The sequence below is a fragment of the Streptomyces sp. NPDC005784 genome (genome assembly GCF_042871525.1).
Classification (GTDB): Bacteria; Actinomycetota; Actinomycetes; order Streptomycetales; family Streptomycetaceae; genus Streptomyces.
The window spans coordinates 144,749-157,135 of the sequence record NZ_JBIAIQ010000008.1; the positions used below are offsets into that span (position 1 = coordinate 144,749).

Genomic DNA, 12,387 nt, shown 5'->3' on the forward strand with positions numbered 1-12,387 from the left:
GCGTCGGACTCGCCGACGGTGGGTGGCCGTGGAGGCCCGCGGCCACAGAAACAGGTACAAAATGGGGCATGTGGGTATCCGGCGCATGTCAGTGGACCGTCTCGTGGAGCAACCGTCGGGCCGCGGTCTGGTGGCGATCCCGCTCGCGTTGATCGTCGTGATCACCGTGGTGGACATCCGCTCCCCCACCGACGTCCACCTGGGCCCCTTGCTGGTCATCGCGCCGACCCTCACCGCCTCGCTCGCGGGCCCCCTGCTGACGGCTCTGGTCGGGGCACTGGCCGTGACCGCCCAAGTGGTCATCGCCGTCCTGCACGGCGGAATCGGCACCACCAATCACATCGCGCAGATCATCGCCCTGGTGGTGCTGTCCGCGCTGGTGGTGTTCGTGTGTCATGTACGGGAGCGGCGCGCCCGGGAACTGGTGCGGGCACGCTCGGTCGCCGAGACCGCTCAACGGGTCCTGCTGCGCCCCCCGCCGCGAAGGATCGGTCCGCTGCGCGTGGCCTGGCTGTATCTGGCCGCCGAGGACGACACCCAGATCGGCGGCGATCTGTTCGCGGTCACCCGCGCCGCCGACTCGTCCACCCGCGTCATCATCGGCGACGTCCGGGGCAAGGGGCTGGCCGCCATCGGTGAGGCCTCGGTGGTGCTGGGCGCCTTCCGCGAGGGCGCCCACCGGTACGCCAGTCTGCCCGAACTGACCGCGGCCCTCGAGGTGAGCGTGTGCCGGGACCTGGACGAGGTCGCCGACACCGAGCACGACCCGGGCGAACACTTCGTCACCGCGCTCGTTCTCGACATCCCCGACGACGGCACCCAGGTCGAAATGATCAACTGCGGCCACCCGCCGCCCCTGCTTCTGCGCGATCACGAGGTCGCGGTCCTGTACGCACGACACCCCGTGCCCCCGCTGGGCATGTGCGAGCTGCCCGCCGCCAGCCACCGCACCGACCCGTTCACCTTCGGAGCCGGCGACTTCCTGCTGCTGTACACCGACGGCGTGATCGAGGCCCGCTCCCCGGAAGGAACCTTCTATCCCCTGGCCGAGCGGGTCGCCTCCTTTGCCGCCTCCAGCCCCGACGACCTGCTGCGCCGGATCCACGACGACCTCGTGCGGCACGTCGGTGACCAGCTCGGTGACGACGCCGCCTTCCTGATCATCGAGCGCACCGCCTCCCACCACCTCCGCCTCCCCCACCGTCCCGTGGACGGCCACCACCGGCTCCGCGCCGACGGATCCCCGCCTCCCGCACAACGCTGAAGCGGCACTGAATCCAGCATGGAGCGACTCCGTACCGGACAGGCGGAGGCGGAGGCTGCTCAGGCCTCCGTGACGGTCAGACAGCGGCCCGCTCGCGGCCGTGCCGTGCGGCGTACTGGTCCGGATAGTGCTCGGTGAACCGGACGGCGAGGACCAGGAGGGCCACCGGGATCACCCAGTTCAGCCAGTCCGAGGAGCCCTCGGTGTGGACGGCGACAAGGCCGAGTACGGCAGTGACCACGAAGACGCCGCCCCAGACCGCCGTGAGGACGAGGTTGATGTGCCGGAACGCGGGCGAGTCCCAGTACTCGCGCGGCGTCGACTCCCGCGCGTACTGAGCCGTGAACGGATCGAACGCGAGGGAGCCGAGAGCCACGACGGCGATCACCCCGTTCGCCAGTACCTGCGCGTACGTCTCCAGCCAGATGAGGTCGTGCCGGTCCACGGCGAGCGCGAGCACGCTGAGAACGGCGAAGAAGACGATGCCCGTGACCTCCAGGATCTTCGGCCGGCCGCGGCGGATGTCGTCGAGGTTCAGCACGACCGATGCCAGCAGGGCGGCCAGCGCCGCGTACTTCCAGGTGCTGGGGCTCGCCACGACATCGAAGATGATCCACGGCGCGAAGGCGAAGAAGATGCCGCCCGTTCGTCCGGCCGGTTCGGTGCGTGCCACTGCGCATCTCCCGTGAGGACGGTACGGGGTGAGGCCCGGTGCCCCTCCGCTCCCGACCATCGTGGCTTCCACCTGCTCCCTTCGCATCCGATGCGCCGTCGCTCCCGGAGGCGCGGGGGCTTCCCGAGCTGGTGCTCGGGTAGCGAGGCCGGTCGCCCCGGGGCCACGATGGAAGGAGATCGACTCGACGCAGGGGGCGTACGCAGGGAGGCTCCCGTGGCGCACACCTTCGGAACCGACGTCGTGGTGGCGGGTGCGGGCCCGGTCGGTCTCACAGCGGCCGCGGAGCTGCGCAGACGCGGGGTGCGCTGCCGTGTCGTCGACCGGCTCCCGGCACGGCTGCCGTACGCGAAGGCGGTGGGCATCCAGCCGCGCACGCTGGAGATCTGGGACCACATGGGGCTCGCCCGCACGGCCCTGGAGGCGGCGGTACCGATGTACGGGCAACTGGCGTACGTCAACGGCGTCGAACAGCCCCGGATCGACCTCGTCCTGCCGCCCGAAGTACCGTACGGCTTCGCCGCGTTGCCGCAGTACGAGACCGAGCGCATCCTCGACGGGTTCCTCGGGAGGTTCGGGACCGGGATCGAACGGGGTACGGAACTGGTCTCGTTCAGCCAGGACGCCGCCGGCGTGACGGTCGCGCTGCGGTCGGCGTCCGGGGCCGAGGAGGAGGTCAGGGCGCGCTATCTGGTGGGCTGCGACGGCGCGCACAGTGTGGTGCGCAAGCAGTTGGGTCTCACCTTCGAGGGCAGCGCGTTCCCGGAGGAGTACATGCTCGGTGACGTCGAGGTGGACTGGGACCTGCCGACGGGGTACGGCGTCCGCGCCATGCACCGGGACGCCGACGGCGAGGTGGACGACCTGCTGGTGTGCATCCCGCTGCCCGGCCAGGGGCGGTACCGGATGTCGATGATGGTCCCGCCCGAACTCTCCGCGGCTGCGCAGCAGGACGGTCCGGCCGATCCGGCCGACGGTGTCGTCCATGGCCTGGAGAGCGGCGAGGCACCCGCGCTCTCCGACATCCAGGCCGTGCTGGACCGGCTGTCCCCGCGGCCCACGACCGCCTCGGCCCTGCGCTGGTCCTCGGTGTTCCGCATCAGCCACCGGATCGTCGACCGATACGGCGAGGGCCGTGTCCTCGTCGCCGGGGACGCGGCGCACATCCACCCCCCGACCGGCGCCCAGGGCATGAACACCGGTATCCAGGACGCCTGGAACCTGGCCTGGAAACTCGCCCTCGCCGTCGGAGGCGGCGCGCACCGCGACCTGGTGGCGAGTTACGACGCCGAGCGGCGGCCGGTCGGCGAGGAAGTCGTCGAACGCACGGTCCGGCACGCCACTCAGGGCGTTCAGGCCGACCCGATCGACCCGCGGACCATGATGCTGCGCGAGGCCCAGCTCCTCGTCGGCTACCGCGGCAGCCCGCTCGTCGACCCGGCGTCCGAGGGACCCGGACCCCGGCCGGGCGACCGGGCACCGGACTGCAGCGGACTGTCGGCGCACATCGCCGCCTTTCCCCTGCGCCTGTACGACCTCCTGCGCGACCGCGGACATGTGCTGCTGCTGTTCGGAGACGGCGGGTGGGGCGAGCAACTCGCCTACGCGGCGAGCGAGTTCTCCCAGGGACGCGTCGACACCTGCGTGATCCGGCCCGCCGGCTCCGCCACCGACACCTCCGGCCCACCGGCGTACGTCGACACGCTCGGCGAGTTCGCCCGTCTCTACGCGGTCTCCGACGGGCTGACTGCCTTCCTGGTCCGCCCGGACGGGTACATCGGCGCCCGTCTCTCCCCGCCGACGGCGGCGCAACTGACGGCCCACCTCGCCCGCACGTTCGCCCCGAACTCCGCGAGCTAGCGGACCGCGTCGCGGCGGCCGCGGCCTGACTGCCCCAACTCAGCGGGATCAGTCCATCAGTTGGGCGGCGAGGGTCGCGCCGAGTTCCCAGCACGCCTCGATGTCGGCCTTGCCCGGCTCGCCGGTCACCTTCACGGCCTCGGCCGCACGGCGCCAGCCGAGGCCGGTCGTGATCGACTCGACGCCGCGTACCGCCCCCGTGACGTCGTTTCCTCCGTGCACGTAGAAGCCGAAGGGGCGCGCGGCCGTCGCGTCCAGGCACGGGTAGTAGACCTGGTCGAAGAAGTGCTTCAGCGCGCCCGACATGTAGCCGAGGTTCGCCGGGGTGCCGAGCACATAGCCGTCGGCGGCGAGCACATCCGAAGCGGTCGCCTCCAGCGCCGCCCGCCTCACCACCCGGACGCCCTCGATCTCGGGCGCCGTCGCGCCGGAGAGCACGGCTTCGAACATGGCCTGGCAGTTGGGCGAGGGCGTGTGATGCACGATCAGCAGAGTAGGCACACCCGCACCCTGCCGCGCCGCCCACCACCACCGCAAGCACCACCCCGACGAGCCGAAGGCTCTCCTGAGCCCGGCTCCCCCTCAGACGGCCATGGCCTCCTGCAACCAGCGGGTGACGTGGTACGGGAGCCACCATGCCAGGTCACCCACGTGCAGGACCAGATGTTCGGCGGTGAAGTCGGCGAGGACGTCCGCGGGCACCGCGGTGCTGGCGATGCCACGGTCCAGCACGGCGATGGCGTCCCTGTAGTGCGGCTCGTCGGCGGTGAAGCGGCGCAGGTCGCCCCAGCGGCGGTCGCGGATCTGCACGAACCCGGGGCCCTGACGCCACACCAGCTTGCACAGGTAGTGACGGATCCGCCAGGCATGGAGGGCTTCGTCGGCGTCGGCGAGACCGGCGATCCCGCGGGGCGGGTGCAGATGGGAGAGCAGCTTCCACTGTTCGGCATCGCCTTCCGGGGACAGCCGTAGGTCCCAGTCGACCTGGACGGCCCGCGCGGTCAGGTCGCGGATCAGGCAGAGCAGGTCCACGGCCCGCCGGTGCGCGGCGGCGCCCTCGGCGGCCAGATCGACCGGCTCCTCCAGTTCGACGAGCCGTACGCCCATCTCCCAGAGGCGGTCGGCGACAGCGGAGCCGGCCGGGACCGGGATGCGCCCGAGCGACATGCCGGGCAGAAGGCGGGCCTCGGCGTCGTGGTCGCGCCATGCCCGCACGGCCGGGTTCGGTGCGGTCTGCGTTGTCATCGTGTGCGGTCTCCGTCGGGGTCGTGGTGGGCCGGTCGGCGGTGGTGGTCCGGGTCCGTCGCCCGTCCTCAGGAAAGAGCGGGGGCCGGCGCCGGCGTCGCGGGTTCCGGCTGTGCCGGGGTGGTGGTGTCGGGCTGTTCGGAGCGCGGACGCCGGTGCGTGTGCGCCATGTAGTCCAGACGGAGCAGGTCCTGGTTGACGGAGGCCGGCGCGAGGTGGACGTACTGCCCGGCGTCCGTGAACACCAGGCCCCGCTCGGCCCAGGAGTCCAGCAGCCGCTGGACGTCGGCCTGGGCGGTGTCCGGGAGACCGGTGGGATCGTCGTTCAGCTTGCGCAGGAGGGCCGAGGCGGTGTGGGGCTGGTCCAGCAGACGGAACGCGGCGATCTCGAACGGGTCGGACAGGCACAGGGTCCGCCAGTCGAAAGCCTCCCGTCGGCTCACCAGCACGATCCGGTCGCCGAGATCGGTATGGGTCAGGCGCGCATCGACATGGCGCTTCTTCCACTCCGCGATCCCGGCGTTGAGCTTGTCGACCGTCTCCTCGTTGATCCCGCGCTCTGGTGCCTCGAAGACATAGGCCAGGTCGTACAGTTCGGCCTCGGGCAGGTCGTACGTGAAGCGGTAGTGCTCCTCGGGGCGCAGCCCGGTGAAGCCGAGTTCGGGCTGTTTGAAGTAGGGGCTGAAGCGTTCGATGGCGATGCGGGCCGACAGGTCGACGGGCGGGTTGAGGTGTTCCAGGGCCGGGAGCTGACGTATGACGGGCTCGTAGTCCTCGGCGGTCTCGCCCGGGAATCCGTGCAGGTAGTTCCACGAGACGGACAGCCCCGTCTCGGCCGCGTCGCGGAGCATCCGGATGTTCTGGCAGCCGCTGACGCCCTTGTCCATCAGGTCGAGCACACGGCTGTTGAGGCTTTCGATGCCCGGCTGGACGTAGATGAGGCCGGCGTCGGCGAGGACCTGGAGCTGCGAGCGGCGCATGTTGGCCTTGATCTCGATGTGCATGCGCAGGTCATGGCCGCTGTCGATGATGCGGGGCAGGACGGTCTTCAGATAGCCCATGTCGAGAATGTTGTCGACGACGTACATGTCCAGGACGCGGTGCCGGTGTGCGAGGTCCATGATCTCCTCGTAGAAGACGTCCGGGCTCTTGCTGCGGAACTGCATGAAGGAGCCGTTGAGTCCGCAGAACGTGCAGTGGTGCTTCTCGCCCCACCAGCAGCCGCGGGCGCCCTCGACGACGAGTTTGGGCTCGACCCAGTTGCGTGCCACGGAGGCCGCGAGGCGTTCGAAGTAGCCGCTGTAGTCCGGGGGAAGGATCGCGGCGGGCGGCAGCGGGCCGCTCGGCATCGGGTTGGCGACGGAGGTGCCGTCGGCGGCCCGGTGGCACAGGCCCGCGACGGCTGCCGGTTCGGACTTCTCGCCCTGGAGTGCCGTCAGCAGCTCGGGGAACGCCTGCTCGCCCTCGCCGCGCACGACGTAGTCGACGAACGGGAAGTTGCGGTGGACCGAAGCGCCCTGTTCCGCGTCGCAGTTGGCTCCGCCCATGACCGTGACGATGTGCGGGGCGAGCTTCTTGACCTGGCGGGCCGCCGCCAGTGCGGCGGTGTTCTGCTGGAACGTGGAGGTGAAGCCCACGACGTCGGGCTCGGCCTCGACGATACGGCGGGCGATCTCGTTGACGAACTCGGGTACGCGCTCATGCAGTTGACGGGTCATCCGCATCCGCGACTTGCGGAGTTTGCCCTGCATGACGCGGGTGAACTCCGCCTCCCGCCAGCCGGGGTCGTCGTACAGCGCCGAGGAGAAGACCCAGTCGCCGCAGCCGAGGAAGTAGGAGGACAGCGCGTAGTACTCGTAGTCCTCGGCGGAGAATTCGGTGCGGCTGGTGATCCAGTCGGTGAACTCCAGGTTGGCGTGCAGCACTTCACAGGTGGCGCCGGGTACCCGTTCGTCGACGCTGCGTTTGAGGATGCCGAGGGCCAGGGAGGGCAGGTCGATGGGCGACCAGGGCATGTTGACCAGAAGGACGCGCACGGACGACTCCTTGTGAGGGCGCGGGAGACGGGAGGGGAGCCCGGCCGGCCCGTGGCGGACCACGGGCCGGCCGGGCGGTGGGTCACTCTTCGTCGTCGCCGCCCTCGTCGGCGTTGCGGAACGGGATGGTGATCGTGATGCCGATGCCCGGCTTGCGGTTCTCCTCGTCGCCCGCCAGCGGGTCGTTGTGGATGATGTCCTTCTGCACGGTGGTTCCTCCTTCGGTGGGTGGTGCTGTGCACGGCCCGGTCCCACTGGTGCTTCAGTGGGACCGGGATCCCCCGAGTCGTGCCGGGGGACGCTGTGGACCGGCCGGCCGGTGCGCGGCGGGCAGGTGGGTGTGCAGGAAGCGCAGGGACCGGCGCAGCACGGAGACGTGGGCGGCGCCGTCATAGCCGTCGTGGCCGGTGTCCAGCCACATCTCCTCGTGCGGTACCCCCGCCCGTTCCAGGGCTTCGAGATAGCTGCGGATCTGTCCGGGCGGACACTTGGTGTCCTTCGTCGCGCCCACCACGAGCAGGGGCGCGGCGACGTCGGCCGCGTAGGTGAGCGGGGAGCTCCGCGCGTAGCGTTCGGGCATCTCGTCGGGGGTGCCGCCGAACAGTCGCACGTCCAGGGCGCGGAGCGCGGGCGTGGTCGAGCGGTGGGCGGCGACCCAGTCCGCGACGGGCTTGACGGCGACGCCGGCCCGCCAGAGCCCGGGGCGGGTGCCGAGGGCTAGCAGGACCAGATAGGCGCCCCAGGACACGCCCCACAGCGCGGTCGCGTCCCCGGAGATGAGCCGACGCCGGACTAGCTCGGCGCGGACGGCGGCGAGGTCACGGACCTGGGTGTGCCCGACGCCGTCGGTGAACGCCCGTCGCCAGTTCGGTCCGTACCCGGTGGAGCCGCGGTAGTTGACGCGCACCACGGCGTAGCCGGAGGCGACCAGGGAGTGCACGGTGGCGTCGTAGGCGTCCCGGTCGTGGTCGGCGGGTCCGCCGTGGACGAGGAAGACGGCCGGTGGCGGTACGACCGCGTGCCGCTCCGGCAGGCTGAGCAGGGCATGCGCCCGGCCGTCGGGAACCGGTGTCCACAGGTCGGTGTGGTGGCCGGGTACGACGGTCGAGGGGCCGGCCGGTGGCAGCGGGGTCGCGTCGGTGGCGCGTACCTCGGGCGGATGCGCGGTGTCGGTCCATACGTAGTGCAGGGCCCCGCCGGGGCGGGGTGCCGCGTCCAGCAGGCTGCCCACGGGTGTGGGAACGATGGTGCGGCGACGTGTGCGCGGCTCGACGCGGTGCAGCAGGGAGCGTCCGTGCCGTTCCTGACGGACCAGGACCGCACGGCCGTCGGGGTACCAGCGGGCGGTGATCTCGGTGTCGAAGGAGCACCACAAGTGGGAGGTCGCTCCGGCCGTGGGCGCCCAGGTGGCCAGGACATAGCGGCGCCCGCTCTCGCGGACGAGCAGCAGGTCGCGGTCTCCGGGCCGCGGGGAGAAGCCCAGGCACCACAGCCGGGCCGTCGCGCTCGGCTCCTCGGGCCGGGCAGGCGCGTCCTCGGGTCCGGGTATCGCGGGTCCCTCGGCGCCTCTGCCGAGGGCGGGCGTGTCCGCAGTCACGGTACGGGCCGACGCGTCCCCGGCGTCGGCGTCGGCGTCGGCGCGGGCATGACCCCCCGCGCCGAGGGGAGTGGCGTACGACCGCTCGCGGCAGGACGAGGGCGTCGTGCGCTCCGCCCGGGACAGCGCCGCCCCTTCCCCGGATCCGGCATCCTCCGGGAGAGCCCCGGCATTCGAGGGTCCGGGCACCTCTCCCTCTCCCCTCCCCGGCAGCACGGCCACCGTCTCGCCCCGACTGGTCAGGACCGTGACCGCCGCGTCGTCCCCGGGCGCTGTCGCGAGGGCCAGCAGGTCGCCGTCCGCGCTGATGCCGGCGAGCCGGAACGGGGCGTGCCTACGCAGCAGGGTGCGCGGGGCGCGCCCACGTCGTCCGACCAGCAGGGTCGTGGTGTCGGCGTCGGCGACCGCCGCCGCGACCGTTCCGTCCGGCGCGATGGCCAGGCCGCGCGGCTGCCCGGCGGGCGCTCCGGGCAGGCCGGGCAGCCGCGGTCCGCCGCCGAACGCCCGGAACCACCAGCGGCCGTTGCCCTCCGCGTCGTCCTCGAACCACCACACGTGGGCGTCGGCGTCGATCGCGCAGTGCGCCGTCCCGCCGACGCGGTCGGTGACCTGACGGGCCGTACGGGTGTCCGCGTCCCAGGTGAACACCTCGCAGCGCCCGTCGGCATCGCCGACGAACACCATGCGGCTCGGGTCGTTCGAGCAGACGTCCGGCAGTGCGCCGCGAAACACCTGGTACGGCTCGGTCATGGCCGCCGCTCCATCCCGGTCGAGGGCCCGGTCACGGACCCGGTCACGGACCCGGTCACGGGATCAGTCACGGGATCAGTCACGGACCCGGTCACGGGATCGGTCACGGGCCCGGTCACGGGATCGGGTCGGTCGGCCACGTCGGCCGTGACCGGCGTGAGTGTCCTGCGGGCGGCGCTGTGGGTGTATCCGGCGAGCACGGCCACGGCCGCGGCACACAGCAACGCCGGTGCCCGTGGGCCCACTTCGGTCACCAGGGCCGCGGCGACGACCGGAGCGCCGGCGGCGGCGAGCGCGGCCGCCGACCCGATGACCGCGCCGGCCCGCGACTGCGCCTCCCGGGGCGTGGCGGCGATGGCGGCGCTGGACAGCACGACGGTGATCACCGGCACGAGCACACACAGCCCGGCGAAGGCCGCTCCGAAGGCCCAGGGACCGTGTGCGGCGGAGAGCGCGGCCGGCGGGACGATCAGCAGCCATGTCGCCGTCACAAGTGCCCGGCGCGGTCCGAACCGTCGCACGATCCGCACCGACAGCAGCGAGCCGAGCAGCCCCGCCGCTCCCGCGACCGCCAGGACCAGCCCGGTCGCGGCCGTACCGCCGTGCGCGCCGAGCACGAACAGCACGGTGAAGGACAGCAGTGTCACCACACCGCTCGCCACCGAGGTCCAGGTCACGACGAGTCTCAGTACGGCGGAGCGGGCCACGAGGGCGAGTCCGGCTCCGGCGTCGCCCGGCAACCCGCGCAGTGTCCGCAGGACTCCGGGGCGCGGACCCCGCCTCTCGTGCGGTGTGTCGAAGGGGGTGCGGATCGCGCGGACGCCCAGCGCCGTGGCCGCGTACGAGAGGGTGTCGGCCAGGAAGGGCAGGGGCCTGGCCAGTTGGAAGAGCACACCGCCGACGGCGGGGCCGGCCACCAGGGCGACCTGGTCGCCCGTCTGGATCCCGGCCGCGACGCGCGGCAACTCGTCCGGGGTGGCGGCGAGATGGGCGAGCGCGCCGCGCCCGGCCGCCTCGTAGGCCACCGCGCACAGCCGCTCGGCGAGAGCGAGCGACACGAGGATCCGTAACGAGGGGCGCCCCTGGGCGGCCGCGACCGCGAGGCTCGCCATGGCCGCGGCGGCCAGCAGCGCCGAGGCGATCATGATCCGCCGCCGGTGGCCCCGGTCGGCGGGCACTGCGACGAGCGGTCCGAGGGCCACGCCCATGAGCGCGGCGGCGCTGGCGAACGCTCCGGCCACGGCGGGACTGTGCCCCAGGTGAAGGAGCAGCAGAGGGAACACGACTCCGGAGGTCTGCGTACCGAGACCGTCGACCGCATTGGTCAGCCACAACAGCCGTACATCGCGTCGGCCTCGGTCGGCGGGGCTCCGCACCCCGGCGGTGGTGCGCCTCCCGCGCCGGCCGTGGGAGCCCGCGGACGGCTGCGCTGCCGCACACTCGTCGGCCATCTCCACCTCCCCCGTGCTCCCCGTGCCGACCGGCGACACTCCCGGGCCGGAAGGTCGCGCAACGCGCCAGGAACCGCCGGACCGGCCCGTCCGGCCGATCCGCAAGTGCAGAAAATGTGTACGAACAGCGAAAGTGAGCCGGAGCCTAATCACCGGCCACCGACAGCGACAAGGGCCCTACGGACCGGGAACGCGAGCCGGTGCCGGACGTTTTGGCCGGAGGACGACGGGCCGGGCCCGCCCCAGCCGCGCCGGGCCCGGCCGACGTCCCACGGGTCCCTCGGGAGGGCGACCGGCCCCCGTCCTCGTTCACTGCCGCGCAGCCACCGGCAGGGGCCGAATCCTCGCCTCACACCCCCGTCGACGCACGTCACCTGCGCGCACACCCGCAACACGGGTCGGCGCCGTCCGGCGTGCCGAACCGCCGGTGTCGATTGCACCAAGTAACCCACCGCCCCGCCAGGACACCCGAAGACAGCACCGCCACCGTCACCTTCCGGCCACCGGGAACACGAAGACGCCACGCACAGGAGGGCACGATCCGTCGCGGTTATTGGCCGACAATGCACGCCACGTCTCCGCAAACAGCAATCAATCACTCCGCTTCACCATTCGCGTTTCGGCCCGGCGAGGTTGGCGCGGAACCTCCCGGAGAGCTGATATGCTTGATCTTGAGCACGCGCCGATCAGTCGGTGCCGAGCCCGGCGTTGGTGGTCCAAGGAAAGACGCCCCGCTTCCTGCGGGGAAATGCAGGTGCAAGGCCTGCCCGGCGCTCCACACGCACCGCCTCCGGTCATCCCGGAGGCGGTGTTTTTTGTGTGGCCCGGAAGCCGGGTCTCATCTCAGCGGCCCCGCAGCCCCGCGCTGATCGTTCTTCCCGTGCGCTGAACGACATCGGCGAGGCGGTCCAGCCGGTGCCCGGCATCGGTGACGACGGACAGCGCCGCCACCGTGACACCGCCGGGACCCTTCAGCGGCACGGCCACACAGCACACGCCCGTCACCAACTCCTCGCGGTCGAAGGCGACGCCCTCCTCCCGGATGACGGCCGCCTCCCGCTGCCAGGCGGCGGGCTGCGGGCCCAGCGGCAGCCGGGGAGGCGCCCCGGCGACCAGAACCTTGCCCGCCGCGGTGAACCAGGGCCACACCACGTCGAGGCGCAGCTGATCGCGTACGGCGTCAGGGGCGCCGGCTGTCCAGTCCAGGACCAGCGTCTGTCCCTCCCTCAGCACGTTGACCCCGACCATCGCACCGGTCATCTGCGCCAGACGGCGGGCCGACTCCCAGGTGGCCGCCCTGAGTCCGGGGTGCGGCTGCCACCGCTGGCCGAGCCGGAACAGCCTCGGCCCCATCCGGTACCCGCCGGCACACCGCTCCACCGCTCCCAGGTCCACCAGCTGTTCCAACAGCCGGTAGGCGGTGGTCTTGGGCAGGCCGCAGTCCGCTGCCAGCCGGGTCAGACCCGCGACCTGAGCCCGTTCCAGCGCTCCCAACAACGCGAAGGCACCCT

General features: G+C 72.1%; 10 protein-coding genes. 2 read left to right on the top strand and 8 right to left on the bottom strand.

All coding sequences use genetic code 11. The annotated features are described in order from the left end of the window. Positions 1–85 precede the first annotated feature (85 nt). Positions 86–1,264 carry a PP2C family protein-serine/threonine phosphatase gene (locus ACFYR3_RS16285; protein WP_355841961.1) on the top strand — a complete coding sequence of 393 codons (1,179 nt, stop codon included), beginning with the start codon at positions 86–88 and terminating at the stop codon, positions 1,262–1,264. Between the two features lie 76 nt (positions 1,265–1,340). Here ACFYR3_RS16285 and ACFYR3_RS16290 read toward each other — a convergent pair whose 3' ends face one another. Then, entirely contained in the window at positions 1,341–1,937 is a 597-nt protein-coding gene (locus ACFYR3_RS16290; protein WP_355841964.1) for a hypothetical protein, read from the bottom strand. Positions 1,938–2,153: 216 nt separating this feature from the next. Between ACFYR3_RS16290 and ACFYR3_RS16295 the strand changes: the two genes are divergently transcribed. Then, entirely contained in the window at positions 2,154–3,797 is a 1,644-nt protein-coding gene (locus ACFYR3_RS16295) for an FAD-dependent monooxygenase (protein ID WP_389283472.1), read from the top strand. Positions 3,798–3,845: 48 nt separating this feature from the next. Here ACFYR3_RS16295 and ACFYR3_RS16300 read toward each other — a convergent pair whose 3' ends face one another. The 7 genes from ACFYR3_RS16300 to ACFYR3_RS16330 form a co-directional block, all read right to left on the bottom strand. After that, positions 3,846–4,298 (bottom strand): NAD(P)H-dependent oxidoreductase, encoded by a 453-nt coding sequence (locus ACFYR3_RS16300; RefSeq protein ID WP_355841970.1) that lies wholly within the window; start codon positions 4,296–4,298, stop codon positions 3,846–3,848. Positions 4,299–4,379: 81 nt separating this feature from the next. Further along, positions 4,380–5,042, bottom strand: a complete 663-nt coding sequence (locus ACFYR3_RS16305; RefSeq protein WP_355841972.1) for a DUF5825 family protein — start codon at positions 5,040–5,042, stop codon at positions 4,380–4,382. 68 nt (positions 5,043–5,110) lie between these two features. Beyond that, positions 5,111–7,078, bottom strand: coding sequence for a RiPP maturation radical SAM C-methyltransferase (locus ACFYR3_RS16310; protein WP_389283475.1), 1,968 nt, complete (start codon positions 7,076–7,078; stop codon positions 5,111–5,113). Positions 7,079–7,160: 82 nt separating this feature from the next. After that, positions 7,161–7,286 (bottom strand): hypothetical protein, encoded by a 126-nt coding sequence (locus ACFYR3_RS16315; RefSeq protein ID WP_257785090.1) that lies wholly within the window; start codon positions 7,284–7,286, stop codon positions 7,161–7,163. Between the two features lie 54 nt (positions 7,287–7,340). Continuing rightward, entirely contained in the window at positions 7,341–9,425 is a 2,085-nt protein-coding gene (locus ACFYR3_RS16320) for an alpha/beta fold hydrolase (protein ID WP_389283477.1), read from the bottom strand. Further along, positions 9,422–10,876 carry an MFS transporter gene (locus tag ACFYR3_RS16325; RefSeq protein ID WP_389283479.1) on the bottom strand — a complete coding sequence of 485 codons (1,455 nt, stop codon included), beginning with the start codon at positions 10,874–10,876 and terminating at the stop codon, positions 9,422–9,424. Before ACFYR3_RS16325 ends, ACFYR3_RS16320 begins: the two co-directional genes overlap by 4 nt. 843 nt (positions 10,877–11,719) lie before the next feature. Next, positions 11,720–12,370 (bottom strand): IclR family transcriptional regulator, encoded by a 651-nt coding sequence (locus ACFYR3_RS16330; RefSeq protein ID WP_389283481.1) that lies wholly within the window; start codon positions 12,368–12,370, stop codon positions 11,720–11,722. Positions 12,371–12,387: the final 17 nt, after the last annotated feature.

What these genes read in the sequence shown, in the direction of transcription:
- ACFYR3_RS16285 (WP_355841961.1), top strand. Translation starts at nt 86, where the DNA reads ATGTCAGTGGACCGTCTCGTGGAGCAACCGTCGGGCCGCGGTCTGGTG.
- ACFYR3_RS16305 (WP_355841972.1), bottom strand. Translation starts at nt 5,042, where the DNA reads ATGACAACGCAGACCGCACCGAACCCGGCCGTGCGGGCATGGCGCGAC.
- ACFYR3_RS16320 (WP_389283477.1), bottom strand. Translation starts at nt 9,425, where the DNA reads ATGACCGAGCCGTACCAGGTGTTTCGCGGCGCACTGCCGGACGTCTGC.
- ACFYR3_RS16325 (WP_389283479.1), bottom strand. Translation starts at nt 10,876, where the DNA reads ATGGCCGACGAGTGTGCGGCAGCGCAGCCGTCCGCGGGCTCCCACGGC.